The 26,334-nt window shown below is 40.8% G+C and carries 25 protein-coding genes and 1 riboswitch; of the genes, 3 read left to right on the forward strand and 22 right to left on the reverse strand.

What is annotated here, in order from left to right:
• Window positions 1-121: 121 nt before the first annotated feature.
• The 6 genes from ABH902_RS11835 to ABH902_RS11860 all read right to left on the reverse strand — a co-directional run bounded on the left by ABH902_RS11835 (window position 122) and on the right by ABH902_RS11860 (window position 6,794).
• Window positions 122-793 (reverse strand): hypothetical protein, encoded by a 672-nt coding sequence (locus ABH902_RS11835; protein ID WP_404590976.1) that lies wholly within the window; start codon window positions 791-793, stop codon window positions 122-124.
• A gap of 233 nt (window positions 794-1,026) precedes the next feature.
• Window positions 1,027-1,806: a sulfite exporter TauE/SafE family protein gene (locus ABH902_RS11840; protein ID WP_404590978.1), complete on the reverse strand. Its 780-nt coding sequence runs from the start codon at window positions 1,804-1,806 to the stop codon at window positions 1,027-1,029.
• A gap of 16 nt (window positions 1,807-1,822) precedes the next feature.
• Window positions 1,823-2,926: an SPASM domain-containing protein gene (locus ABH902_RS11845; RefSeq protein ID WP_404590980.1), complete on the reverse strand. Its 1,104-nt coding sequence runs from the start codon at window positions 2,924-2,926 to the stop codon at window positions 1,823-1,825.
• Window positions 2,919-3,785 carry a formylglycine-generating enzyme family protein gene (locus ABH902_RS11850; protein WP_404590982.1) on the reverse strand — a complete coding sequence of 289 codons (867 nt, stop codon included), beginning with the start codon at window positions 3,783-3,785 and terminating at the stop codon, window positions 2,919-2,921. Before ABH902_RS11850 ends, ABH902_RS11845 begins: the two co-directional genes overlap by 8 nt.
• A gap of 70 nt (window positions 3,786-3,855) precedes the next feature.
• Window positions 3,856-5,352 (reverse strand): sulfatase, encoded by a 1,497-nt coding sequence (locus ABH902_RS11855; RefSeq protein WP_404590984.1) that lies wholly within the window; start codon window positions 5,350-5,352, stop codon window positions 3,856-3,858.
• A 14-nt stretch (window positions 5,353-5,366) separates the two neighbouring features.
• Window positions 5,367-6,794 carry a PTS transporter subunit EIIC gene (locus tag ABH902_RS11860; protein ID WP_404590986.1) on the reverse strand — a complete coding sequence of 476 codons (1,428 nt, stop codon included), beginning with the start codon at window positions 6,792-6,794 and terminating at the stop codon, window positions 5,367-5,369.
• A gap of 124 nt (window positions 6,795-6,918) precedes the next feature.
• Between ABH902_RS11860 and ABH902_RS11865 the strand changes: the two genes are divergently transcribed.
• Window positions 6,919-7,683 (forward strand): MurR/RpiR family transcriptional regulator, encoded by a 765-nt coding sequence (locus ABH902_RS11865; RefSeq protein ID WP_404590987.1) that lies wholly within the window; start codon window positions 6,919-6,921, stop codon window positions 7,681-7,683.
• A gap of 51 nt (window positions 7,684-7,734) precedes the next feature.
• Here ABH902_RS11865 and ABH902_RS11870 read toward each other — a convergent pair whose 3' ends face one another.
• The 9 genes from ABH902_RS11870 to ABH902_RS11910 all read right to left on the reverse strand — a co-directional run bounded on the left by ABH902_RS11870 (window position 7,735) and on the right by ABH902_RS11910 (window position 18,260).
• A complete protein-coding gene (locus ABH902_RS11870; protein ID WP_404590989.1) occupies window positions 7,735-8,622 on the reverse strand; it encodes an ROK family protein in 888 nt (295 codons plus the stop codon).
• 42 nt (window positions 8,623-8,664) lie between these two features.
• Window positions 8,665-8,973: an SdpI family protein gene (locus tag ABH902_RS11875; RefSeq protein ID WP_404590991.1), complete on the reverse strand. Its 309-nt coding sequence runs from the start codon at window positions 8,971-8,973 to the stop codon at window positions 8,665-8,667.
• Window positions 8,974-8,989: 16 nt separating this feature from the next.
• On the reverse strand, window positions 8,990-9,619 hold the full coding sequence (locus ABH902_RS11880; RefSeq protein WP_404590992.1) for a DUF4767 domain-containing protein: 630 nt from the start codon (window positions 9,617-9,619) through the stop codon (window positions 8,990-8,992).
• A 123-nt stretch (window positions 9,620-9,742) separates the two neighbouring features.
• On the reverse strand, window positions 9,743-11,449 hold the full coding sequence (locus ABH902_RS11885) for a DUF4091 domain-containing protein (protein WP_404590994.1): 1,707 nt from the start codon (window positions 11,447-11,449) through the stop codon (window positions 9,743-9,745).
• Window positions 11,446-12,420, reverse strand: coding sequence for an alpha/beta hydrolase (locus ABH902_RS11890; protein ID WP_404590996.1), 975 nt, complete (start codon window positions 12,418-12,420; stop codon window positions 11,446-11,448). The genes ABH902_RS11885 and ABH902_RS11890 overlap by 4 nt, the downstream gene beginning before the upstream one ends.
• Window positions 12,421-12,423: 3 nt before the next feature.
• Window positions 12,424-13,791 carry a glycoside hydrolase family 1 protein gene (locus ABH902_RS11895; RefSeq protein ID WP_404590998.1) on the reverse strand — a complete coding sequence of 456 codons (1,368 nt, stop codon included), beginning with the start codon at window positions 13,789-13,791 and terminating at the stop codon, window positions 12,424-12,426.
• The gene (locus ABH902_RS11900) at window positions 13,781-14,674 is read right to left on the reverse strand and encodes an ROK family protein (RefSeq protein ID WP_404591000.1); all 894 of its coding nucleotides are present in this window, start codon (window positions 14,672-14,674) and stop codon (window positions 13,781-13,783) included. The genes ABH902_RS11895 and ABH902_RS11900 overlap by 11 nt, the downstream gene beginning before the upstream one ends.
• 18 nt (window positions 14,675-14,692) lie before the next feature.
• Window positions 14,693-16,039 (reverse strand): PTS sugar transporter subunit IIC, encoded by a 1,347-nt coding sequence (locus ABH902_RS11905; protein ID WP_404591002.1) that lies wholly within the window; start codon window positions 16,037-16,039, stop codon window positions 14,693-14,695.
• Window positions 16,040-16,058: 19 nt separating this feature from the next.
• The gene (locus ABH902_RS11910; RefSeq protein ID WP_404591004.1) at window positions 16,059-18,260 is read right to left on the reverse strand and encodes a glycoside hydrolase family 3 N-terminal domain-containing protein; all 2,202 of its coding nucleotides are present in this window, start codon (window positions 18,258-18,260) and stop codon (window positions 16,059-16,061) included.
• 185 nt (window positions 18,261-18,445) lie between these two features.
• Between ABH902_RS11910 and ABH902_RS11915 the strand changes: the two genes are divergently transcribed.
• Window positions 18,446-19,621 (forward strand): helix-turn-helix domain-containing protein, encoded by a 1,176-nt coding sequence (locus ABH902_RS11915; protein ID WP_404591006.1) that lies wholly within the window; start codon window positions 18,446-18,448, stop codon window positions 19,619-19,621.
• A 78-nt stretch (window positions 19,622-19,699) separates the two neighbouring features.
• Here the strand turns inward: ABH902_RS11915 and ribE are convergent, their stop codons facing one another.
• The 7 genes from ribE to ABH902_RS11950 all read right to left on the reverse strand — a co-directional run bounded on the left by ribE (window position 19,700) and on the right by ABH902_RS11950 (window position 25,289).
• Window positions 19,700-20,164, reverse strand: a complete 465-nt coding sequence (gene ribE / locus ABH902_RS11920; RefSeq protein ID WP_404591008.1) for a 6,7-dimethyl-8-ribityllumazine synthase — start codon at window positions 20,162-20,164, stop codon at window positions 19,700-19,702.
• A gap of 18 nt (window positions 20,165-20,182) precedes the next feature.
• Window positions 20,183-21,358 (reverse strand): GTP cyclohydrolase II, encoded by a 1,176-nt coding sequence (gene ribA, locus ABH902_RS11925; RefSeq protein WP_404591010.1) that lies wholly within the window; start codon window positions 21,356-21,358, stop codon window positions 20,183-20,185.
• A complete protein-coding gene (locus ABH902_RS11930) occupies window positions 21,355-21,975 on the reverse strand; it encodes a riboflavin synthase (RefSeq protein WP_404591012.1) in 621 nt (206 codons plus the stop codon). Before ABH902_RS11930 ends, ribA begins: the two co-directional genes overlap by 4 nt.
• Window positions 21,960-23,033: a bifunctional diaminohydroxyphosphoribosylaminopyrimidine deaminase/5-amino-6-(5-phosphoribosylamino)uracil reductase RibD gene (gene ribD / locus ABH902_RS11935; protein ID WP_404591013.1), complete on the reverse strand. Its 1,074-nt coding sequence runs from the start codon at window positions 23,031-23,033 to the stop codon at window positions 21,960-21,962. The genes ABH902_RS11930 and ribD overlap by 16 nt, the downstream gene beginning before the upstream one ends.
• 109 nt (window positions 23,034-23,142) lie before the next feature.
• A riboswitch (FMN riboswitch) is annotated at window positions 23,143-23,275 on the reverse strand.
• A gap of 79 nt (window positions 23,276-23,354) precedes the next feature.
• Complete coding sequence (locus ABH902_RS11940; RefSeq protein WP_404591015.1) at window positions 23,355-23,906, reverse strand: hypothetical protein; 552 nt, start codon at window positions 23,904-23,906, stop codon at window positions 23,355-23,357.
• A gap of 21 nt (window positions 23,907-23,927) precedes the next feature.
• Window positions 23,928-24,842: a helix-turn-helix domain-containing protein gene (locus tag ABH902_RS11945; RefSeq protein ID WP_404591017.1), complete on the reverse strand. Its 915-nt coding sequence runs from the start codon at window positions 24,840-24,842 to the stop codon at window positions 23,928-23,930.
• Between the two features lie 66 nt (window positions 24,843-24,908).
• On the reverse strand, window positions 24,909-25,289 hold the full coding sequence (locus ABH902_RS11950; RefSeq protein WP_404591019.1) for a DUF7006 family protein: 381 nt from the start codon (window positions 25,287-25,289) through the stop codon (window positions 24,909-24,911).
• 691 nt (window positions 25,290-25,980) lie between these two features.
• On the opposite strand from ABH902_RS11950, the gene ABH902_RS11955 reads away from it, so the two are divergent.
• Window positions 25,981-26,184, forward strand: coding sequence for a DUF2798 domain-containing protein (locus ABH902_RS11955; RefSeq protein WP_404591021.1), 204 nt, complete (start codon window positions 25,981-25,983; stop codon window positions 26,182-26,184).
• Window positions 26,185-26,334: the final 150 nt, after the last annotated feature.

The following is a 26,334-nucleotide window of genomic DNA, read 5'->3' on the forward strand; positions in this document are numbered from 1 at the left end:
TTGAATAAAAAAGAAAAATGAATCCGTTTTTATTAAGAAACTTTAATAAACTGTTCAAAAAAAGAAGGCTTTTCAGCTAAAAAAGTCAGAGACACTAATGAAGCTGCTCTGACTTTTTTAGCTATTCACTTGTGCTTTTTACAAAGCTTTTTCGTTTTTCAAAGTAGGCTTCCGTAAAAAAAGAAGACTCCTGCACATGTGAAATAGAAGAATCATATTTTTCTTTTTCATTCAGATAACGATCGTAAAGCACTACTTTCGATACTGCTTCGCCACTTAAAACATTGTTTTCTACTTCATTAGCAGTTATCCCAACCACTTCTTCCAGCGGATAGATTGCTGATTCATCATAGGCCAATTTAAAAAGCGGATGCCCAACTCCCGCCCCAGAGCTAATTTGAACAAATAAATAGTTCCCATCAAAATTGTACCCTAAGCCAAACCCTTGTAGACCAGGTGTTTCTGCACGATGATCAACAATTGTTGTTGCCAGCAACACCTTCAATGCAAGATCCAATTGATTATATGAAGCGATCTTTTGTTCTTCTTCGTTGGTTTCTGATGTTTCTGTTTGAGTTGTCTCTAGAGTCGATGAGTCTTGTGATTGACTCGTTGTACTTGTTTTGGATGCTGCACTCGTCTGAGCAGAAGACCGGGACGAGTCTGATGTCCTTTTTGTTGTATTCGTTACTTCACTGCTCTCAGAGCTGCTTGTTGTCTTTGCTTCTTTGGGGCTTGTCGTACAAGCTGTTAACAAGAATAAACTCCCAACTATCAATAACCCTTTTTTCATTTTAACTCCCCTTCTGTTTTCTTCATCTAAATTACAATGGATACAAAAAGTATAACATAATTAAATAAAGGACAAAAGCAGAGGGCGATGAAAACTGAAAGCAGTTTTCATCGCCCTCTACTCACGCATAAAAGATCTTTTATTGGTAATTCCATAAAATCCACTTGAGATAAAAAACACGGCGCTCGTCTTTTACTCCAATTACTCGAACCTAAACGACTTGGGGCTTAACCTCATAAAATAGTCGTCATTAAATTATAAAGATTGATCAACAAAACACCGATAATTGTCAGGCTGTATAATCGAACAACCGTTTTCTCCGGTAAACGTTTGTTAAGCAGTCCGCCAAGATAACCGCCTAATAATGCAGCTGGGATAATGAACAATAAAAAAGTTGGGTTTACCAACGCAAAATCGCCCTGCAAAAAAGAAGTTGTTAGCTGGGACGCTTGAGCAAAAAGAATGGTTGCTATTGAATAGACAGTTGCTTGCTTGATGGAAAAACCAAAACACAGCGTTAATAAGGCCACATTGATAGGCCCGCCGCCGATCCCAAGCATTGCCGAAATACTGCCGAGAAATAGTCCCACAAGACCATATGCTAGCTTGCTTTTCAGCTCAAAATGCGTCTGGGCTGAATTCACATAAAACAAGGATGCTCCCAAAGTAGCAATTGTAATAAAAATTTGGACCAGCAGCACCTGACTATCTGTACTTCGACTTAACAATAGATTTAACAGGTTATTTCCGACATAACCGCCAAGCACTGCGCCGATAGATAGAAACAACGCATTTTTCACATTAATTTTAGTACCGCTTCTCCACTGCTTCACAGTGGAAGACAAGCTCATGGTAAACACAGCAATACTCGAATACAAAACGATTTGCTGCAGGCTGTGATAGCCAATAGCGTCCAATGCTGGCTTGATAATCACACCGCCACCCATGCCAGAAACTGCACCAATAGTATTAGCTAATAAAATGACAATAAAATAAAGAATATAAATATACATCCAAAGACTCCTTATATCAGATAATTGCTCGACTTATTTGCCGAATATCGGCGCCATGACTATTCAAAAACGCTTGATATCCGCAATAGGTTTCCTGTTGATCCAAGTACATGGAATGCTTCATTCGCTTGCAGCCGCCCATGCACATTGACAGAAACGAGCAATTTTGACAATGCTTTGACAGTTTTTTAGGTTCTGTTAAGAAATGTTCCATGACGTAATTTTTATAAAGTTCGCGCAATGTTTGCTGGGTGATGTTACCCATTAAATAATCATCTAATACATAAAAATCACAGGGATAGACATTGCCGTTAGCTTCAATAACATATTGAGGCTGACATTGTCCAATCAAGCCGCAGGCAGTGACTCGTTGCGCGCCAAATAACTGTATCAAGTCGTCAAAAAACTTGATGCTGCGGTACTTTCCTTTACGAAAATCTCTTTGCCAAAGGTTCCACAAAATATGATAGAAATGGTAAAAACGTTTTGGCGTTAACGCAAAAACAGAGTCGCTATCATCTAAATTACCCAAGCACGGTATAAATTGGATATACTGAATGTTTTCCCGTTGTATAAACTGATAAACCTTTTGCGGGTAACGAGCCAATTCATTGGTCAGCACACATAAGACATTAAACGGAACTTCATAAGTTTCCAGTAATTGCTTCGTTTTTAGTACTCGCTGATAGGTTCCTTTACTTTTTGGGTCCACACGATTGCGATCATGGATAGAACGATCACCGTCAATCGATAAGCCCACCAAAAAGTCATGTTCCTTTAAAAACCGGGTCCATTGTTCGTTGATCAATAGCCCATTGGTTTGAATCGCATAATGAATCGACACACACTCTGTATTTTTTTCGGCTAAATATGAAACGAAAGCACGAAAAAAAGCTAATCCGGCCAATGTCGGTTCTCCACCTTGAAAAGTGATATCCAGCTGATCTTCATCTGTTAAATCTACTAAAAGTTGGTCAATCATTTTTTCCATTACTTGCGGCTTCATTTTACCGTAGGACTTAATTTGCCGCTGATCCGTTACATCCGCATAAAAACAATATTTACAGCGGATATTGCACAAAGAAGAGGCGGGTTTAATCATGACTGCTAGTTTACGCATTCGTCTCGTCCTCTTCCCCAGCAAAATCCTTTACACAACGAAAGCCCAAATTGCTGGCGGTATTTTCTCGATAAGTGCCGTTTCTGGAGAAAACGCGGTATCTTTTACAATAGCTTTGATGACACAAAAACGAACCACCGCGAATCGCAAATTCATCCGCTACCGGCCCTACAGCTGTTTTTCCTGCAGCTAAATCCGCTAAAGAAATCTTACTCGGGTTAGCACACCATTCCCAAACGTTGCCAATCATTTGTTGAACGCCATACTGATTTTTATGGAAAGAGGCAGCTGGCGCTGTTCCTAAAAAGCCATCCGCCTGAGAATTCTCGTAAGGAAAATTACCTTGCCAGATATTGCAGTGGTACTGTTGATCTTTCAGTAAATCATTTCCCCAAGGATATAGGGTATCCTGTCCGTTTCGAGCAACGTATTCCCATTCTGCTTCTGTCGGTAGACGCTTTTTCGCCCATTTGCAATAGGCCTTGGCATCATCATAAGAAACGTGAACGACAGGATGATCCAATCGCTTCTCAAGCGTACTGTCTGGGCCTTCTGGATGCTTCCAACAGGCACCGGGAACCGTTAACCACCAAAACATACGATTGGCCGGCAGGTAATTTGCACGTTCAGCTTCCGGAATCAGCAGATAAAAAACACTCGAATCTCCATAGCGCTCAGCAGTCGTTACATAACCCGTCGCCTGAATAAATGCTTGAAACTGCTGGTTAGTAACAGATGTTTCATCCATATAAAAAGAGGTCACGGAGATTGACTGTACAGGACGTTCCGCATCTTCAAAAAAACCGTTTTCGGTACTGGTATTTCCCATAATAAAGGTTCCTTCTGGTATTAACTGCATCGTTTTGCCCTCCATGTATTTGTTAATAAAGTCAGCAGCTTGAGCATAAATCTGTTCAAGCTGCTGCACCCTATACTGATTTTTGGTAACCTAAGCGGATAAATTCTTCCGCTGGGGCGCCAACTTCCTGCATTTTTTTGAAAAGCTTTTGGTCTAATTGCTTGTGCAGTTCCGAGTCTTCAATCGGTGAATTTTGTTCAGGATCCGTTTTAAGATCAAAAAGCAGCGTACCGATTTCATAAGAATTAGCAAAAGAAAACAGTAACGGCACTTTCAAACAAGGCACGCCGTTGGTGAAGCGATCGCCTTCGGATAACGACATTTGCGCCAGCGACTCTTTTGGATAGAAGCCTCTGATCATCGTAGGCATCAAGGTATAATTTACCAGCGGTGTATTTTCCTTCGTTGCCGCTGCTTTCATGTACGTATAACGTCCATCAAAAAGATTCACATGACCGCCATTGGTTCCAAATAAAATACTCTCGTGATTCACTTGCTGCTGGTCAATTAAGTGGAATAAGGAACGACCATCCATGTTTTCAAAGGGCTCAATAGCGAAATACTCAGCTAAGGTTGGCGGCAGATCAATTGTTTGGGCTAAACCATCAATTCTTTGACCATTTAACTTGTGCTGTGGCACATGCATGAAAAAGGGAATATGAACTATTTCTTCATACATAGGCGCTACATTTTTGCCTAACCAATTATGCTCACCTAATAAGAAACCATGATCAGTATTGACAATCAGCAACGTATCGTCCCAGAGATTTTGTTCGTCCATAAAGTCCAGAACGCGTCCCAGATGATAATCACACATACTAATTAACGCGGCATATTCCTTTTGTAGCTCGTCTATATCGCCTTCATAATGCGCTTTTTCTTCTTCTGATAAATGCTGATATACAGGCCAATAAGGAATATCTTTCGTTTCGGTTAATTTGTACAATTCGCGGTATTTTTCTGGAACAAAGAACGGCTCGTGCGGATCAAAACATTCTAGCTGCAGGAACCAATTGTCTTTCTCGTGATTCTTTTCCAAAAAGTCCAGTCCTCGATCAATCACTTGAACACTGGACATATCCGCCTCCTCGTTGATTTGAGTACGATTAGCAAAATGCTGAATCCTTGAGATGTTATCTGCCGACTTATTCAGCGGGTTTTCATTGCAGTCCTCCAGCGCTTCCAAACGCGGTATCCAGCGATCTCCTTCCTGCCCGCGAAAGCCTTCCCAGGAAGAATAGCGATTATGATACGTCGCTCCGCCATCTTCAAAATAATGTGAATGGTCTGTAATTAAATGTGTATAGATATTTTCTTTATTCAGTTTTTCAAAGATTGAATAATCAAAGGCTTCCAAAGGACCCCAGCATCTGTGTAAAAAATTATATTTTCCCGTATGCAGCTCTCTTCTAGCCGGCATACAAGGCATGCTGCCACCGTAAAAATTATCAAACGTCATGCATTTTTCTCTTAAACGGTCAAAATTAGGCGCTTGAACCCATTGATTGCCATAATTAGGCAAATACGCCTTGGATAACGTATCAAACATAAGCATAATTGCTTTCATTTAAATCAAACCTCTCAACTAGTTTTTACTTTATTCTCTTTCCAGAATAAAAATGTTAAAATAAAGGCGACAATAAAGGCAGCGATAATTCCGATCAGGCTACCATAAAAGCCCATGTCCAGCCCACTTTCTGAAATACGGTTCGGCAACGCAAAAATTCCTAACCCACCTTGGGTATAAACCTTTGATCCAGCAAAGCCCATAATCAGTCCGCCGACCGCTCCAGCAATTAGTGTGCAGTAAAACGGCACCTTGCGTGGCAACGTAATCCCATAAATTGCAGGTTCTGAAATACCAAACAAGCCGGTAACAAAACAAGGAGCACACAGCGATTTAACTTTTTTGTCTTTAGATTTCAACATTACACCAAGAACAGCACCCATTGTTGCAAAAGGAACGGCAAACATCAGCGCCATCACAGGATCATAGCCAAACGACTGAATATTCAACATACCAATAGGAATAAAGCCCCAATGAAGTCCAAACATTACCAAGACTTGCCATAAACCGCCGATCACTGCACCGGCTAGTGGTGGGCTAATATTGTAAATCGCCAAGACTGCCGAGCTTAAAATCGAGCTGGCCCACGTAGCAATCGGACCGATGATGATAAACGTTAATGGAATAACAATAATTAAAGTAAAAAATGGCACGAAAAACATTTTAACAACATCCGGACAAACCTTTTGCAGCCATTTTTCTAACTTCGCTGCAAAAAAAGTGGCAATGATAATCGGAATAACAGATTGTCCATAGCTCATCATCAGAACTGGAATCCCTAAAAATTTAAAATACACCGGCGCTTCAAAAACAGTTCCCTGAAACATCACAGACGGAGCTTCCGTTCCAATCAAATTAGCTAAATTTGGATATAGCAGCGCACAGCCAATGACAATTCCGAATAATGGATTTAACCCGAATTTTTTCGCTGACGTGTACCCAAGCGCTACCGGGAAAAAGTAAAACAAGGCATCTCCCACTGCCCAAAGAACCTGATATGTCCCTGATTCCTGTGTTGTAAGTCCGGCAACCAACAAGACAGCCACTAGTCCTTTAATCATTCCGGAAGCTGCTAATAGACCTAAGACAGGTGTAAACACGCTGGAGATAATATCAATGAAACGGTTAAACAAATTTTCATGTTCTGCTGCTTCTTCGTTAGCTTCTGCTTCAATTTCCTGTGGCTTTTCCTGAGCCAGATCAAGTTGTGATAAAATAAAGGCATAAACTTGGCTCACATGAGTTCCAATAACAACCTGGTATTGCCCACCGCTTTGCATAACGGTTACGACCCCATCTAGTTGATTGATTTCGTCTGTTTTGGCAATCTCTTCATTTTTTAGTTTAAATCTTAATCTTGTGGCACAGTGTGTGACACTTTTTACATTTTCTTTATTCCCAATCAGCTCTACGATTTTTTCAGCTAAAGGTTCAAAGCTCATTTCACATTCCTCCTATTTTTTAACGGAAAGCGCTTCCCGTCATTATCATAACTATGTTAAGATAAAAAGGAAATACTCTGCACACGCTTCGGGAAACTTCCCTAAGTGTTGGGAAAGGAAACCAATGAAATTCCAACAAATTATTCAAAATAATGCACAAATCCTTAGTGAAACAGATAAAACCATCTGTAGCTATATCTATACGCATCAGGAACAAATTCCTGAACTGAGCATTACCAAACTAGCAGACGCCAGTTACACCTCAAAGTCTTCCGTATTAAGATTTGTTCAAAAATTAGGGTTTAAAGGCTATAGCGAGTTTAAACATCTAATTGACTGGAACGGCAATACCCGGACTGTACAAGAAGCTCTATCGCTGGAGCAGCTGACTGATTACATCGACAATGTACTGAACAGAATCCAAGAATCTGACTTAGCCGGCTTTTTTGAGTTATTACGAAACGCGTCTCGCATTTACCTTTTAGCAACCGGCACCGATCAACAAATTCAAGCCCAAAACTTTGCCCGCTCCTTCTTAAAAATGAATATTGTCTGTACTGTTATTCCCGGCAACAGCAATATTGAGCTTACCAGCATTGTTCTTGATAATGTTGAAAAAGAAGATATTATTATGGTCTTTTCTGGTTCAGGAAGTAATGGTCAAATCAACGAATTGTTGACTGTCCCTTTGTTAAAAGAAGTACCAATTATTGCATTGACTGTGGCGGAAAAGAATTGGTTGACGGAACATTCCTGTTATCATTTTTCAGTTTCAACAAAAAATAATGACGTGCTGCCGTTTTTTGCTTCCGGCATGTGTCATTTACTCATTGATTATTTAGCGGCAAAATTCCAACAATATGTGGAAAAGCTGCTGGCTGGTACTTAAACAATAAACAAAAACAGGGAAACGAAGAAATGCTTCGTTTCCCTGTTTTTGTTATTCTTTTAGCCACTGTTGCTTGGCGTGTAAGATAGCACCAAGCAGATTCGCATCATTGTTATAGTGGCAGGCTTCAATTCGTGTAGTGACCAATTCACTAAAAACATGCTGGACTTCATTTGAATATAGCTTTTGAATTTTTTCAATAAACCACTGTTCTTCACTAATGCCACCGCCAATACAAATCACTTCCGGATTGTAAAACATGGTAACTACGTATAATGCTTGTACGATATTTAAACACCATTCTTCCATCACTTGAAGAGCCACTGCTTCACCAGCCAAATAGCGCTGTGTAATTTCTTCCCCTGTTAGGAGCTGATGTTCCGAAGCTTTCAGCTGATACAATTCGCGTAATGCCGTCATGGAGGTTACGGAGCTAATTCCTTTTAGTCTGCCGTTTTCAATTGCAATAGGTAAATGAGAAAATTCACCTGCCAAATTATCAGCTCCCGTAACCAGCTCCTGCCCATGAAAAATTGCACCGCCGATGCCGGTTCCGATTAACCAGTAAACACTAGTCGCAGCAGCTTGACCGTTGCCCAAGCTGACTTCACATAATCCTGCGGCTCTGGCATCATTAATAGCATACGCTGGTTTTTTCAAACGAACTTCAATTTCCTGGCGAATATTGGTCTGATACATGACTGCGACTGTTTTAGCGGCTTTAGAGGCAACCGTCGTGTCTGCGGTAATAACTCCCGGAGCACTCACCCCAATACAATGAACCTTCTCAGTATCAATTCCTTTACAAAGCTCGTCGTAAAAATCCTGCGCTTCCGAAAAAAATCGGGTCGGCTTTTTCCATTTGCTCGTGATTGCCAGTTGTTCATTCAGATAAGCATATTTTATAAAGCTGCCGCCGATATCAATACTTAAGAACATTCTGCTTCCTCCATAAAATTAGTCTATTTTTAGTTGCAAATCTTAGTAACTATTTTTATTTTTTTGAAAAGAAAAAAGCAGCAGCGTCGCAAGTCCTGCCAAAATAATTATGGCCACGCAAAGTCCGTTATACAGCGCACCAGACACTAGCTGACTGATTTTAGCAAGAAACACTAAAAGAATGCCTACAAGAATAAAAACATAAAAGGTTGTTTGTGCCTTTTGCCAATGCTTTTTCGACTTATATAAGGACGGTATCCGCAGACCAACAGCGCTGTTTCTACTTGGATAAAAAAGATTCATTAAAAGAAAAAAACTGCTGAGACACCCAATTATCAGTCCTAAATCCATACCTATTCCTACCTTTCTATTCTTGCGCCACGATCTCAGTGAAGCCCGCTTTTAAAGCAGCATTTTCCGTTTCCCTAAAATATAAATAGTTCTGTTCATTCCCTTGATTTTGACTCGTCACCAACACAGTCGGTTGTCCGTTTGAAAGCGTAAAAAAGTAAACGTGCTGTGCCAAATAAGGCTGGGTTTCAGCATCTGAATAGACTGCTACTAGTGCATATCCGCTTGTGCCTGTGCCAGCTTCCGACCAATGAAGATCAATTGGAGTACCTTCAATCACTGCCTGCCAGCCAGAAATGCCATTTAACACGCCGTCTGGTAAAGATAAGCCATATAAGCTAACATTATTTCCCGGAGCATATTCTTTATAGGTTTGGCCCATCGTTGCTCCCCAGCTTTGCATAAAGCTGTTCAACTGCTGCGCTTTTTCCGCATTCCAGAGTGCTGTGGCAACCTCGCTCGTTTCAGTAGTTTGGCTGGTGGCAGCTGTTTTTGATGAAACGGTGGACGAGGAGCTTTCTTGACTGTTTCGTGTGCTTGTTGTTGTAGTACTAGAAATATTAGGCGCTACTTTTGCATTTTTAGATTGACAGGCGCCCATCAGCAAGCCGGTCACAAGTAATACTCCCCATACTGTTTTTTTCATCGTCATCCTCCATCTTGTGTTTTCTTCATTTTACCCCTTAACTATTGGGTGCGCAACTGACCTTTCACAATAAAAAGATCGAGAACAGAAACGTGTTCTGCATTCTCGACCTTGTGTTTTTTTTTATTTACCTGTTTGTACGATCGCCAATAAGCTTTGACGGAAACGTTCGTAATCAGAAAATGTTTGATGGAAAACCGTTGGATTGCTGGTATGGCTATCCAGCATCCATTCCTTGGGATCAGTGACCACTAGAAAGTCATTGATCAGCTGTGCAGTTTGTTCTGGCATTATTGCTTCAGCTTGTTTAATCAGGTAAAAATCTTCAATTCCTCGCTGTAGCTGTTTATAGCGCAAAGACAATAACAAATGGCCAGAATTTGATGGATAGATGAAACATAAATCACCAATTGGCAAAGAGCTTGTATTGTAGCGAATATCTTCGCGCGCATTTTCCGGCCAGCAATTATAAGCCCAGCGCAGCATACCGTTTGTTTTAAAATGATGGGCTAAAAGCCCCTGTAAACGGGTTTCCAATATCGGACTATGCAGGAAGGTATTCGGTTTATCCGGATAATTGCATACGTAGTATTGCGTTTTACCAGAATGACTTTGATTAAGTGCTTCATAGTTGTTGCAAGTGCAATAATAAGAAGTCACCGGATAATCAATTTGCGGCAATAATTGCTGCAGGACATCCTCCTTATCAAAGGCAACCTTGATTTGAATTGTTTCATCAATAGCTTTAAGCTCCGCTAAAGAAGCGTTAAAGGTTGCGATTTCATGGACTTTTGGTTCATCAGAAACAATCCGTACTTTATCCCACACGCCCAGTGCTTTGAAATGAGCAAAGACCTGACTTAAATATTCCTGCAGATCGGCTTTTTGCTGAATGAAATCCATTGTTTCCTCTGCTTCATTATAATAACGGATCACCAGCTTTTCCGGATGCTCTAACGCTTTTACCAATGGGAAAAACGGTGGCTGCCAAACACCAAGTAGACCAAACACATCAATTTCCTGATCCACACCAGCAGCGAACATACAGTCCAAATAACGATCCAAAATTGAAAAATCGCAGATGAGCTGACCCGCTATTGTTTTCTTAACACGAATCATTGAATATTCATAAAGATTAGCTGGATAATCCTTGACAATATAGTTGAACCAGCCCTTCCAAGGAATTTCACCGGCAATAACCGTTACTGCTTTTTGACCAATTGCAGCTAAGCTTGATGCCATTTCGCCAATCAAACGAAAATGTTCCTCGCTCCACAAAGGAACATCAAAACTACGCGCCAAATTCGACGGCTGCTGCCAAAAATTCAGGTTGAATGCTTTTGCTGGATCAGCCGGAAAAGCATGATCATTGACCGTTACTTTTAGTGTTTTGGTCAGCACTAGCTGATCCTTCCCTGTTAATTGCGAGCGAAAAAGCTTAATTGTGACGGGATAATCGCCCGCACTGATGTCTTCACTTATTGGAAATTCAACGTAAAGCGATGCAAAACGGTCACCTGAATAGGTCCGATTCGTTTGATCGATTAATTTATCGGCAAATAAAATATCCTGATTTCCATAATAATATTCTACAAATTGTGCCTTAACTGGTAAATCGGATTGGATTTCTATACGATACAGCGGAATCTCAATAGCATCGGCAATCGAAAATTCTTTCCCTAAAATAAAATGATTTTTGCGCCCATCATGAAACAAAAGCTGGCAAGCGCCAAAGCTATTTTGACTAACCCGCACTTCCTCAATTTCTACAGGCACTGAATTGAAACCCGTTGTAGCTTTATAGCTTTCGTGAACGACAAATGCTTTCATCTTGCATCTCCTTTTTCAAAATCTGACAGCTGAGCAACCAGCCGGCTGCACTGTTCCGAATTAAAGCGCTCTGGAATCATCGTAGTCAGCTGCTGCAGGCTAAAATTCTTTACGATTTTAAACACGCTCTTATCTTGCCAGGACGGAAAAGTGCCAAGCAGAATACGTTGATTATGCGAGCTTTTCATTAATTCTTTAATTGGCTGCTCTACTAGCTTGTCGACAAGCGGTGCAGCTGACTGAGTGGTCCAATTAAGCTCCAGCCACTCCACACATTCCGGAAACCAGCGGGCAAAGCGTGGATCAATCATTTCCTCTCGATTGCCAAAGTATTTGGTTGCCAAGGACAACCCATGGAGACCTTTTTGAAAAATATGTGCTTCAAAAGGCACCTCATGTTCTTCCAGTGCACGTAAATAAAGCAGCGAATTTTCAATCGGCACCACATTATCTTCAAAGGTTGAAAATAAAAAGGTCGGCGGTGTTTCCGAGCTTACGCAGGCTTCAAGCGAAGGTGCTTCCACCTGCATTATTTGTGCAAAGGACTTCAAAATTGCCGGATAGCCTAAAATACACAGACTTGGTTTCACAGGCGCTAGTGTCGACAAGGCTGCCGCTAAATGACCGCCAGCAGAAAAACCGATTACTGCAATCTTCGTTTCATCGATGTGATGTACTGGCGCTAATTCACCAATTTTTGCTAAAGCAGTTTGACCATCTTGTAAGGATTTTTCAAAGCTGCGGTATTCACCGACATGATAGCGTAATACGCCGGCATGGTAGCCTTGTGCCAAAAAATTAAGCGCAATCGGCTCGGCTTCCCTTTCACTACAAAAGGAATAGCCGCCGCCGGGAATCACTAAAATAAACGGACGTTTTGTCACACGAGCAAATTCTGGTTTTTCTTCGTGCAGGTAAACGGTCAAACTAGCTCCTGCCTGTTCATCGAAGGAAAAGACCTCTGTTTTCATCTTTTACTCCCCTAAGCCATTATCGGCGATTACTTTTTGATACCAATAAAAGCTGTCTTTTTTATAACGTGCCAAATCCAATAAGTCGGTTTCTGTTCGGTTTACATAAATAAAGCCGTAACGTTTGGTTATGCCTTCATGAGTACTAATCAAATCAATCGCACTCCACGGACAATAGCCTATAATCTCAACACCGTCTTCAATCGCAAGTCCCATTTGTGCAATATGCTGTTCTAAATAATCAATGCGATACTGATCGTGTACTTTCCCGTCTTTCGTTAAAACATCCTTTGCACCGATTCCGTTTTCAGTGATTAACAAAGGCAAGCGGTAACGTGAATAGATTTCGTTTAACGTAAAGCGGAACCCTTTTGGATCAATCGGCCAGCCAAATTCCGTCATCGGCAGATTTTTATTCTCTGCTGTTTGGAAAAAGCCGGGAATACCAAAGCCAGATTGCTGATCAATTTTATTTTCCTTTTGATAATAGCTGGATACAGTCATTGTATTGTAGTAATTTAAAGCAATATAATCACAGGTGCCTGCGGCTAAAATCGCGTAATCTTCTTCGGTGATCTCTGGTGCGGCACCGATTTTTTCAAGTAAATGCCATGCATTGTGGTTGTATTTTCCGTAGACTGCAACATCTAAAAACAGCCAATTTCTCAAGGCACTCATGTAAAGGGCTGCCATTTGATCCTCTGGCTTATCAGAAGCCGGATAGACACTGGCAATATTTGGTGCCGGTCCAATTTTCCCCTTGTAATTTCCTTCATGAAACTGCTTCGTGACCAAGGCTTGTGCCACCAGCATATGATGATTTTCCTGAAATTTTTCCTTCATGCTTTTTTGACTAGTGCCAATGACCGAGCCAGCTAAAGCCATTACATTTTGTTCATTGATGGTTTGCCATAAAGGTACGTCCTGGCCGAAATGGTTAAACAACACTTGACAGTAGTCGGCAAAGTCCTGAATAGTTTCACGATTTTCCCAGCCGCCTTTTTCAGCAATCCAGACAGGTAAATCAAAGTGAAATACAGTGACTATCGGTTGAATGTCATTGTCGATTAAAAGCTGAATCAGCTTTTTGTAAAACGCAATTCCCGCCGGATTCACCACACCGTTCGGCATCACACGGCTCCATGAAATTGAAAAACGATAAGCTTTTAGCCCAAGCTCTTTAAATAATTTTACGTCTTCTTCGTACTTATGATAATGATCAGCAGCAACCTTAAAATCCGTCGTTCCTGCCGGAATCTCTTTTACATCCTGAACCGAAGGGCCTTTTCCATCATCAGCCCAGGCCCCTTCTACTTGATAGGCACTGGTTGATGCGCCCCATAAAAAATCCTTTGGAAATTTAGTTGTCATATAAACACTCCTTCACTGCCCCGATGAGATTAGCATCCGCCTGAAATTTAGCGGCTTCGATAGTCATCGGCTGTAATGTTTGTTGAATAATTGGCGCTGCCTGAAATAAGCCTTCATAGCATTGCTGGATCGTTGCAATCAGGCGCGGCTGTTGACTAATGCCGCCGCCAATTACAAGTTTCTCAAGATCTAATAAGCATTGAATATTAAAGCATAGGACAGCGACCTCTTGACAATAATTTAAGAACAAGGTACTTGCTTCCTGATTTTCTTGCTTGTCCAAGGCTTCAAATACCGTTCGTCCTTCATTTTCCACCTGTAAACATGCCGCCAGCTTTTCAATTAAAGCTACAGCGGACAACCCGACGCCCACAAAAGAATCTGCGCCGACAATTGACCGATCACGAATCATAAAGCTGACTTCCCCCGCCTGATAATGACACCCTTTATAAAGCTGACCATTGAGGCAAAGACCGACACCAACGCCAGTTCCTAAAATAATCGCGGCGCCGTTAGTTACCTGCTGTAAATTGCCTAGAGTCAGCTCACCCAGAGTCGCTACTTTCGCATCATTTTCCGCTGTAACCACGAAGGGTTCCTTCAGCTGCTGACTGATTAGCTCCCCTAGATTGACTTCATTTAAATAAGGAACGGCTCCGCCAAAAAAGACCGTATTGGCTTCATTCACTGATCCGGGTACTGAAAATGCAATCTGGGTGAATGTTTGACTTTTTCGATAAGTGGTCACAATATGTTTTAGTAATTCGCTAAATTCAGCTAAGGATTGAGGCGTAGGAAAATCTTTTTTTTCAGTAACTAACTCTTGCTCAACTATTCCTGTCTTGATTCTTGTCCCGCCGATGTCGATGCTTAACGTCGCCATACTTTACTTCCTTTCTTGTTATGCCTGCATTTCTTCCTCTGCTCTTGCCACAGATGATTCCGTTGCTTTGACCTTTGCTGCTTCAAGCTCTAATTCGTATTCCTTTTTATCGGCAATTTTGATGAATGGATACCACATAACAATCCCGATCAGCATACAGATAACCATTAAGATAGTATAATTTAGACCACCTGAAAACGGCATTTTAATAAAGGTCGGTGTTGTCCAAGGCAACAGACTCATGGTTGGATTTAGGCTAATTGGTAAAATCGTCGTCGTTAAGCCCCAAGTGACAAAGCCGGCGATTAATTGCGTAAAGACCTGTGGAATAAAGAACAATGGATTTAAGATAATGGGCATACCGAACATGATTGGCTCAGTAATATTGAAAATCGCTGGAATAAAAGACAGTTTCCCTAATTGTTTCATTTTTGCGGATTTGCTGCGAATCATAAAGAAGGTCACAAAGCCCATAAAGCCGGCAGCGTACATGCCCATATAAATAACGGAAGGAATCAAATACGGTAAATCCGCGCCCTTTTGATAAGCGGCAATATTTGTCACTACCATTGTCATACTGATTGCCCCTAATGGACCTTGCAATACAGCATTGTGAATTCCAAAGAACCAAAGGACAGCCAAAAGCTCCATGATGATAATAATAGACAAGGGACTAGCCACCAATGAATTTAACGGTGCATTCACAACGTCAATAAAGAATTGGAAAATTGAACCAGAGGCTGTTAAGCCAAAAAGAACACGTAACACAAAAACAAGCGTAAAAATAATCGTTACAACAAAAACAGGTGCGAGAGATTGTGTGACCATCGGCGGTACACTATCCGGTAATTTAATCATGATATTTTTCTTAGATAAAAAGGCATAAAAGCGTGTTACCAATAATGCAGTCAGCATGCCGATGAATAAGCCTTGTCCCCCTAAAAAGTCCAACTTCAATGCGCCCACTGCCTGCTCTACTGCTTGACCATCTTTCATAACGGTTGTCATAATCGTTTGCGGCATTAACATAATAAAGCTGGCTAAAGAAATAATTGCTGAATTACGTTCATTTGCGCCTAATTGTTTTGCATAAGAATAAGCTAAACTATACACAACGTATAGAGAGAACACGCCGGTTGCGCCATTAGTAATAGCTTCCACATGCTGGAAAACACCAATTTTTGTCAGATAATCGGTCCAGCCCGGAATCGGAAAATTCCCGATAATTGTAATAAACGCAATCCCCAGCGTGATCGGACTGGTTCGAATAAACCCTTCCATTAAAGCGGCTAAAACCTTATTTTGCTGTAATTTTTGTGATAATGGTAATAATTTGCTGCTTAAAATATCTTCTAACTTTTCCATAATAACACGCTCCTCAATTTTATAAGCTCAAAGTAATGAAATCCTCAGTGCCGCCAATATCCAATATAAATTGGTAATCGCCAGTTGCTAAATGCTGATTGCCTTCATTATCATAAAAAATCAATTCTGCCAAAGGAATCTGGCTCTTTAATTGTTTTTCCTCCTGTGCTTCTAAAGTGACCGCAGCACTGGCAACTAGCCGTTTGACTGGGCGGACAATAGCCGCAGGCGCTTGTTTTACATAAACATGTACAGCTGTATCAGCGGTAAGTGCTCCCTGATTTTTTACTCGATAATCTAATTCCACTGCTTGCTCCGTTACCACTCCAGTCAGCCATCTACCTTCAAATTCAGCATACGTAAGGCCTGTACCAAATTTGAATAACGGTTCATTAGACTCATCAATATATTTAGAAACAAAACGATCCGAATGACTGCTACTAGCTAAAGGGCGACCAGTTGACAGCTGAGCGCCATATATCGGAATCTGTCCTTCGCTTCGCGGGAAAGTCATGCTCAATCGAGCTGAAGGACTGCTTTTACCTGTCAATAAATTAGCGACGCCAATTCCGCCCATAATGCCCGGATACCAAACCAGCAGCAGACTGTCAAACAATGGCTCAACCTCTGTCAATACTAACGGTCGACCGGTATAAAGAACGCCTACTAACGGTTTGCCGGTTTCTTTTAACGCGCGAATTAAACGTACTTGTTTCTCTGGCAATCCCAGCTTCGCTTTAGACGCCCCTTCACCGCTTTCCAGAAATTGCTCGCCGAAGGTTAAAACAACCACATCCGCTGCAGCTGCTGCCGTAAGTGCTTCCTCAAATAATTGCTCAGCCGGTTCAATAGGACCATTCAATCGTTCAATTCCCTGCTTCAACGGGCCAAAGCCATCATATGAATCAAAAAGATTATAGCCTCTGGCAAATGTCAGTTTTTCAGCAGCAACATTATTAAGCAAGCCTTCCTTTAAAGAAATTGCATCCTGCGGCTTCCCACTGACAGAAGCCCAAAACCCTAAGGTCAACCGACTTTCTCCATAAGGACCAATCACTGCTACCTTTTGTTCAGATTGAAGCGGCAATGCGCCATTATTTTTTAAAAGTACCGAACTTTTTTCTACTAGCTTGACTGCTGTAGCCTTCGCTTCTTCTGTTAGAATCTCTCCCGTTTGCGGTAGATCCAAGCCTCGATAAGGATTTTCGAACAAGCCTAAATGATTCTTTAGTTCCAAAATACGCCACACCGCTTCATCCAGCAAAGCAGCAATTTTTGGATCATTAACTAACTCCGGTAATTGTTTGGCATAAACCGAAGTCATCATATCAAAATCTACCCCAGCTTCCAAGGCTTTTTGAGCAGCCTCTTTCTCATCTGCCGCAAATCCATGTGGAACTAATTCCTTCACTGCCGCATAATCAGAAACCAAAACACCGTCAAAACCAAAGCGCTCCCGCAAAATAGCCCGATTTAGCCATTTATTGCCCGTTGCCGGCACGCCGTTTAAAACATTGAAGGCTGTCATTACCAGCATCGTTTGTGCTTCAAGTGCTGCTTGATAAGGCTGAAGATATTCGTTAAATAAACGCTGGTTGGACAAATCAACTGTATTATACTCTCTTCCGGCTTCCGGCGCGCCATATCCGGCAAAATGTTTAATACAAGCCGCTACATGATTTTCCGGAACTCCTTTCGAACAATCTCCTTGGTATCCTGTCACGACACTTTTAGCAAATTGCTTGGCTGTATATACGTCCTCACCGGGAGATTCCATCACCCGACCCCAGCGTGGATCGCGCACAAGATCTAAAACCGGAGAAAAAATTATATGCAGACCATTCAAATAGCTCTCCTTGGCTGTTATTTCAGCGGCTTTACGAATCAAATCGAAGTCATATGAGCCAGCCTGTGCCAGCGGAATCGGGAAAATAGTCCGAAAGCCGTAAATCACATCTGACATAAACAACATCGGAATTTGCTGCGGCGTCTTATTTAAAACCTGCTCTTGTAATCGCTTTAATTTTTCAAAATCATTTACGTTATAAATGGAACCAATTTCATAAAGATTCAAATCACTCGGTAAGCCCAGCTCCTGCATGGGACCTGTATTCATGACATCATTTTCAACGACTAAGCTGCCATTGAGTTGAATCGTTTGAGCAATTTTTTCACGAATCGTTAGTCGCTCAAATAGTTTTCTCAGCTCTTTAGTATCCATAATAATTCCTTTCTGTAACCGTTTTAACACTTTGAATTATAGGGTGATTTTCCAAGGATTTATACTACAAAAGGAGCCTTTATATCAAAAAAAGAGTTGCTTTTCAAATTTTTTTTACTATACTTGAAGTGAAGCTTAGGTGTTGACAGTGTAACAAAGAGAGCTATTTCGAACGAGGTGAAATGATGGACTTAAAAAGTATCACGACTACAATGGATCTGCTTTACCATAAATATCTAATTCCCATGATGCTTTTGAATGAACAAGGAGAATTACTTCATCCGCATAATACGCTAGATACAAAAACACTGGTTAAGCGTTACTTGAATCAAACGGCGAATGAAACTGTCTATATGTATCATATGGGCAACTATCTTTTGGGCTGTCTGCAATTTCAAACGGACGATGCATTTTACTATTTATTCGTTGGTCCATGCGGTGTTATTGGTACACCGGAAACCTCCTGCTATTTTTTAGGCCATGAATATCATTATAATATTCACTATTCAAAAGAGGATAAACGTTCCTTTGAAGAATACCTGCAGCTTTTACATACTATTTTTGTACAAAAAGTGGTAGAAAAAGAGCACATTCGCTGGTTCTATCATTCTGAAAAGGAAAGCCACGCCTTAAGAACGGATTTACGCTTGGAAACCAATCTTTACAATCGCCGCGTACACGAAGCCACCTTTGATTCTTATCATTTTGAGCTACGTTATCTAGATTATATCCGCCGCAATGAGCCGGAAAAAGGCGCTTGGGTGTTTAATAAAATGAAGGAAACCTACGACGTCTCCCTTTCTCCTTTTGAGCTAGAAGGGTTAAAATTAAAATTTTCAGCGTTTGTCGCTGTCGTTACCCGCATGAGTATTGATGAAGGAGTACCGGTAAATCAGGCCTTTGCACTTTCCGATTCTTTAATTCAAGGACTCATTCATATTCATTCAGCAGAAGAATGCCTGCGCTATATTAAAGAAGCTACCTATCGCTTTATGGAGCTCTTGCACAGCTATCCTTTGGCGCAAAAGTCCTTGTTGGTCAAAACAATCGTCAATTACATCGACAGCCATTTGTATGAAAAAATTACCCTTGAGGAGCTGGCCGAAGTCACTCAAAAGCACAAAACACACATTTCCGGACAATTTAAAAAAGAAATGTCAAAAACTATTCATACTTATATTCAAGAAAAGAAAATTATCGAAGCGAAGCATTTGCTGCTATTTACGGATTATTCCTGTGAAAAAATCAGCAACCTGCTGGCTTTCTCCAGTCAAAGTCACTTTATTCAAGTGTTTAAAAAAATAACGCAAACTACACCCAAACAGTTTAAAGACGTGCATTATGCCCATTATTTAGGTTAAAAAAAGCCGGCTTATGTGCTGCCAGCCATTAAAAATAAAAGCCAGCCAAAATTCGGATTTTGGCCGGCCTCTATTTATTTAAGATACAAGCTGCGTCAGAGAAATCATTTCCAATAAGCCTTGCGCCGCTTCACTGCCCTTGTTGCCTGCTTTTGTTCCTGCACGTTCAATCGCTTGTTCAATCGTTTCCGTGGTAAGTACACCGAACATAATCGGCACACCCGATTCTAACCCGATATGCGCCACGCCTTTCGCAACTTCGTTGGAAATCAATTCATAATGTGTCGTGGCTCCGCGAATCAAAGCACCTAATGTAAGTAGCCCGTCGTATTTATTGCTCAACGCAATTTTTTTCGTAATAAATGGGATTTCGAAGGCTCCCGGTACCCAGTAAACATCAATATTTTCTTCCTTCACCCCATGACGAATCAGGCTATCCTTGGCCCCAGATAATAATTTTGACGTAATAAATTCGTTAAAACGACTAATGACAATCCCCACACGTACATTTTCTCCTTGAAATGCACCTTCATATACTGGCATGCTAATTTCCTCCTTCTCTTAAATAGATAAATAATGATGGAATTTCTCTTTTTTGGTTTTTAAATAAGCTTTGTTTTCTTTTAATGCTTGCGTTTCAAGCGGAATTCTTTCCACTACTTCAATGCCTAGCTTTTCTAGTTCTTGGACTTTTTGTGGATTATTTGTTAAAAGCTTCACTTGCTTAATCCCGAAAGAACGTAAAATATCAGCTGCAAACGTATAATCCCGCTCATCCGGCGCAAAGCCCAGCTCAACATTTGCTTCATACGTATCACGTCCTTGCTCCTGCAGTTGGTAAGCCCGCAGCTTGTTTTTCAGCCCAATCCCGCGACCTTCCTGCCGCAAATAGATAATCGCACCTTGACCGGCTGCTTCAATTAACGACATAGCCTGCTGCAGCTGTTCACCGCAGTCACAGCGATTGGAACCAAAGAGATCGCCCGTTAAACATTCAGAATGTAAACGAACCAAAACTGGCTGCTGTGCCTCTTGCAGCTGTCCTTTGGAAAGAACCAAGTGTTCATTCTGCTTTCCATCCTCAATTAAAGTAAGCGTAAAATCGCCACTCTTTGTCGGCAAAGATACAGAAAGTTTCCGTTGCTTCAACATATATTGACTAAGTTCTTCTACCGTAATTAAGGGTAACTGCCAAGTCTGCGCAAGTTCCTTTAAATCAGCAAAACGCGCCATCGTTCCGTCTTCCTTAAGAATCTCGCAAATATACGCCGCCTCATAACTACCGGCCAGTCTGGCTAAATCAAGTGCTGCTTCGGTATGCCCGCGTCTTTGAAGTACTCCGCCGTCTTTTGCAATTAAAGGAAAAATATGTCCGGGCTTAAAAAAATCCTGTCCGTTCACTTTTGGATCTGCTAATTTATTAATTGTTTTGGCCCGATCAAACGCCGAAATTCCTGTACTCGTTTCCTTGTGATCCACACTAATAGTAAAGGCTGTGCCAAAAGCATCGGTATTATTTTCCGTCATTTCGTGCAGCCCTAGTCTTTGCGTAATGGCTTGGGAAATCGGGGCACAAATCAAGCCACGACCAAGCTTCGTCATAAAATTAATACTTTCTGGTTCAGCAAACTCTGCAAGCCCTAATAAATCGCCTTCCGCTTCTCGTGTTTCATCATCCGCGACAATAATTAAACCGCCTGCTTTTAACCATGCTACTGCTTCTTCTACTCGGTTCATGCTAGCCCTTCTTTCGCAAATTTAGTTAATAAATGATTTTGTGCTTTAAGGTATTTACCGATCATATCTGTTTCAAGATTGACATGTTCCCCTCGCTGCAGCTTTCCCAGTGTGGTTTGATCCTTTGAATGAGGAATCAGTCCGACTGAAAAAGTTCCTGCCTTAACCTCCGTCACAGTCAAGCTCACGCCGTTAATGGCAATGGAGCCTTGGGGAATAATTTCACCTTGTAAAGCTGGCGGATAGGCAAAGGTTAAGATTAACGCATTTTCCCGAGTCCTTTTTTGCAGCAAACGTGTCATTGTATCGATATGTCCAGCGACCAGATGACCTTCAAAACGTTGATCATACCGCAGCGCACGTTCTAAATTAACCTCTGAGCCAACCTTTAAAAGTGAAAATGTAGTTCTCTGAAAGGTTTCCGGCATAATGTCTACGGTAAAATCCTGTCCTGTTTTTTCAATTGCGGTTAAACAAGTACCATTTATCGCCATACTGTCACCAACCTGATAATCCGAGAGTAATTTCTCCGAAGCACTGCAGGTTAATTGGATTGTATGAGCTTGTCGCTGCAGCTTTTTCACACAGCCCTTTTCCTGAATTAATCCGGTAAACATGACGTTTGCCTCCTTCCACTGATCCGTAAATCTGCACCTATTTGTGTTATTTTTACATCTGTTAATTCACTTAGCTGCTCTACTTCTCTTTCACTGCCAAAGCTGCTCAAGCCGGCGCCGCCCATCACCTTAGCCGCTACATAAGTAATCACTTCATCCCAATAACCGCTGGCTAAAAAGGCATCATGAATCCTTGCACCACCTTCTACATACAGTGCTTGAAGCTTTCTTTTAGTTAACTCTTTAATGACCTGTTCAATCGTAACCTGCGGCAGACAAATCACTTCTACATGTGGCGGTAGTGGCTGTTGAGCCGGCTGTTCAGTAAAAATCCAAACCGGCACTTTTGAGCCTTGAAAAAGCTTTAGCCGTGGTTGAGCCAAAATCCGGCCGCGCCGATCCAACACAATTCGTACAGGAGGGAATTCCGGTGTTCCAACAGCCAGCAATTCCGGGTCATCCGTCAATACCGTTTGGCTGCCGACTAAAATTCCTTGATACGCTAAGCGCTCTTCATGTACCTTTTGCCACACTGCTTTTCCAGTGATCGCTGTTCTTTTTTGATTCATTGCAATGCGGCCGTCTAAAGTGATCGCTTGCTTTAAAGCAATATAAGGACGCTGCGTTTGATAAAAGAAATTGTAAAACGGATTTAATTGCCGAACCTTTTCTTCTGCTACTCCCACAATTACCTCTACGCCGCTTTCTTCTAAAAATGCCTTGCCTTTTCCGCGAACCAAAGGGTTGGGATCAAGCTGTCCAATAACCACTTTTTTAATACCACTGTCGATAATTAGCTGTGAACATGGCGGCTGCTTCCCAAAATGATTACACGGCTCCAAAGTGACATACAAAGTTGAATTGATTAGTTCTTCGGAGGATTGACATTGCTCAATAGCATTTTTTTCAGCATGATTCTGACCATATTTCAGGTGGGCGCCCTTTGCAATTACGTGGTTGTCTTTGACTAGTACAGCGCCAACCAAGGGATTGGTAAATGTCTGATTTAAGCCCTTTTTCGCTTCTTCTATGGCCAATTCCATAAATTCTTGATGCATCAAATCCTCCTTTCCATAAAAAAAATGCCACGTGAAAACATTCACGAGGCATGCACAAACAAGACCTGCAAAAGAGGCCAGTGGCTATAGTAAGCCCTTGCTCTTTTGTGGTTTTCTTCTCTCATCCAGACTTTAACTGTCGGTGCCAGAGTCTCACTGGCTCCACCGCTTACGCGGGTCACGGACTTCAAGCAAAGCTTGTCACCGTCGGTCGGGAATTACACCCTGCCCCGAAGAATACTATTCAATTCGCTAAAATCATAACGCATAATTTTATGTCCGTCAATAGTTAAAATGTAAAGAAAAGAATACTCAATCAAATTATTTATGCGATTCTTTACCATAATGCTCAATATATTCAATCAATTCAATCCACTTTTCGGTCGTCTGAAAGCTATTCCATTTAAAGAATTGTACCTTGCTGTTTTGCTGTAAAAATTTTTGCCGATCCACTGGATAATCTGTTAAGACAATCTCTGCATTTTCCTCTACAAAAACGATGCGGTCATTAAATAATTGCTTGATGCGCTTCTTTTGTTTGGCATCTTGAATTTTACCAAACTTAGATTCGTGGAACACTCGAATTGGTTTCGAAGAATTCTGCAGTAAAAGAGACAAAAGCATCGTATATTGAAAAATCAAGCGGTCATTTGCCTTGTAAAGCTCAATAAAGGTCGCCGACTGCTCACATAAAAAAGTAAACATTTCTTTGACCTTAAGATATAAAACAGGAAATACTCTGACATAATCTTCTTCCGTTGTTGTTTTGCCGAAGGCATCAATTTTAGTGGGCGAAGCAAAAACAATCGATGTCGAATGCATAATTAAGGTATTCACAATCAAATAATTCTGCTCTTTAATCGTCAACGGCAAGCCAAAATATTCCTGCGCGGTCTACGCAAACAGGCGGGTCGCCTGACAAATTTCTTTGGATTGTCGACTTGGTAAAAGCTGTTCCGGTACTTCTGTCGGCAAATAGGTTGTAATGACGGAAAACATGTAATATAAAAAGCGGTATTCGGTTTCTGGAATGGGAATATTTAAATAGTTTTCTGAAAAAATCGGTGTAAGAATGGAGCGTTTAAAATAATCGTAAGGGATGTACACATGGTAAAGTTCTTCCATCTCTGAGGGAATCTCCGTTACATAATAATGACGTTTCATTCGATAGACGCTTAAGGCAACGATCTGGACAAATTTATCAATGTCAATATTGCGGTAATGTGTAGGGGCTTCTTTTATGCGCTGACGCAGATTTTGAATGCTTTCATGCGTGAGATTAAAATGTTTCTTATTATTGCCGTCAAAGACTTGCCAGTACATCGTATGGAAAAAGTAACGAATACGGTATTCCTGACCTTTAAACAACGACTTGCTCTTTAAATCCAGACCGATATTGTAATTGGACAGAATTCGGTCCAGTTCTTTTAATTTTCGTTGGACTGTGCGATTGCTAATATAATATTGTTGCGCGGTATTTTCTAAAGAGATATATTTTTGGCTAAAAAGATGATCTAAAATTCGGAAGGGAATCGTCTCTTCCAGCATGAGTGCATAGAGTTTCGATAGTAAAAAGTTTGCAGACAGATGTATATGTATTTCCAAACGATCTGAAACCTCTATAGAGAAGTCAGTATATTGCTCCTGCAGCTCCTTAACTCGTTCAATGATCATCAGCATACGATTCTTCGAATGATTCAGCCTTTTAGCCACGTCACTCAGCTCGCCTGCTTTAAAATTAGACGCCAACACATAAGAGAAAAAATCATAGACTTCCTGATCGATTGTACTTAAAAGAAATTTATACATAAAACTCCCTCCTTTCCTCGCATTATACCCGCCGTTGCCAAATTGTACAATTTGAATGATTCACCCTTACTTTTCAACTAAGAAAAATAAGGAAGAGGCTGTATCTTGATTTAATTTATAGCCCATATTTTCTGAATGGTATGTCACATAATCTTTTTCAATCAGTGTTAGAATATCCGTTTCCGTCAACTCCATCAAAGAATCCTGCAAACCTGCGATAAAAAATTCCAGCAAATGTAATTTTGCATCAAATGTCATAACTTTCGCAAAATCTGCCCAAAAACGATCAACCGTTTTCATTTTTGAATAATGAATGAACTGCTCTAGTAACGACTGTGCATAAGCATAAATAAGCGGATATTCCTGTTTGACCCATTTCTGATTAAAGATTTGTGCGTAATAATTTTGATACTCTCGCAAAAAATCGTCAATTTGTTTATCAGTCATGTTGTTTCCTCCTTTTTTCATCCCTATTCATTTAACTTGAGGGTGCATAGCAAAAGCTTGTGCTTTCGTTTAACACCCTTAAATTCGCTGCGACAACCTATTATTTCTTTTTTACTTTTCTCTTCATTACTCGATAATCTATAATGCAGCCGATCAGTACAGGAATCAGAGCGATCAACAGCCACAGGTTTACCTCTGTCATAATTCTAGCAACTTTCCTTTCCCACGAATAATCAAGTACGGCGTTTCCTTGATTATCTGTTATGATTTACAACAACCTACTTTTTTCAAAGAGCTGTCTAATTTCCTGTTTACTATTTAGGCAGCCCTATGATGGTCGTCAACTAGTATTGACTTATACTTTAATTATATTCAGAAAAAAGCCTCTATCATGACAACATTTTTAGATTTTTTTCAAACTTTTGTCTTATTAAGAATGCCCCTTATCAATGCTTGAAAAGCAAAAGCACTCAGCTTATCTGAACGATAGAGTGAGTGCTTTATATTTTATATCATATAACTTTAGCAGGGCTTCTCTTCTTTTTCATAATATCGAGGCGGTGCTTGATCAAAGGAAACCGTTGCAAGCCAGCTTGCCAGCATTTTCCTTTACCAGCCGCTTCATTTGCTGATATTCTTCTACAATTTGTTGAAAAAAATCGTGTTGATTTCTTCTTGGATGATCTGCAGAATGGTCTTTTTCAAGTCCTTCTACGGTGTGGTTAAGCATAGCGGCCTAAGCTCAGCTATTTTTCTAGCTTGGGTTAAAAATATCGGTAAAAATATTATCTTCGCTATTCCTTTACAGCTAATAATTGCCGGTCCGATTATTCGTCGTTTGTTCCGGAAATTATTTCCACACGGAACAGTACAAGAAATCCCGGAAATGGGCTAAAATTTAATTATAAAAACAGAGTAGAAAAATGAATTAGCCCTTTGTAGTGACCCCCAAAAGTTAGACCTAAAAATCTAACTTTTGGAGGTTTTTTTGTATGGCAAAGTACAGTTTTGAATTAAAATTACAGATTGTTCAAGAATATCTTGA

Source organism: Enterococcus sp. UD-01 (genome assembly GCF_044909655.1).
Lineage (GTDB): Bacteria > Bacillota > Bacilli > Lactobacillales > Enterococcaceae > Enterococcus_L.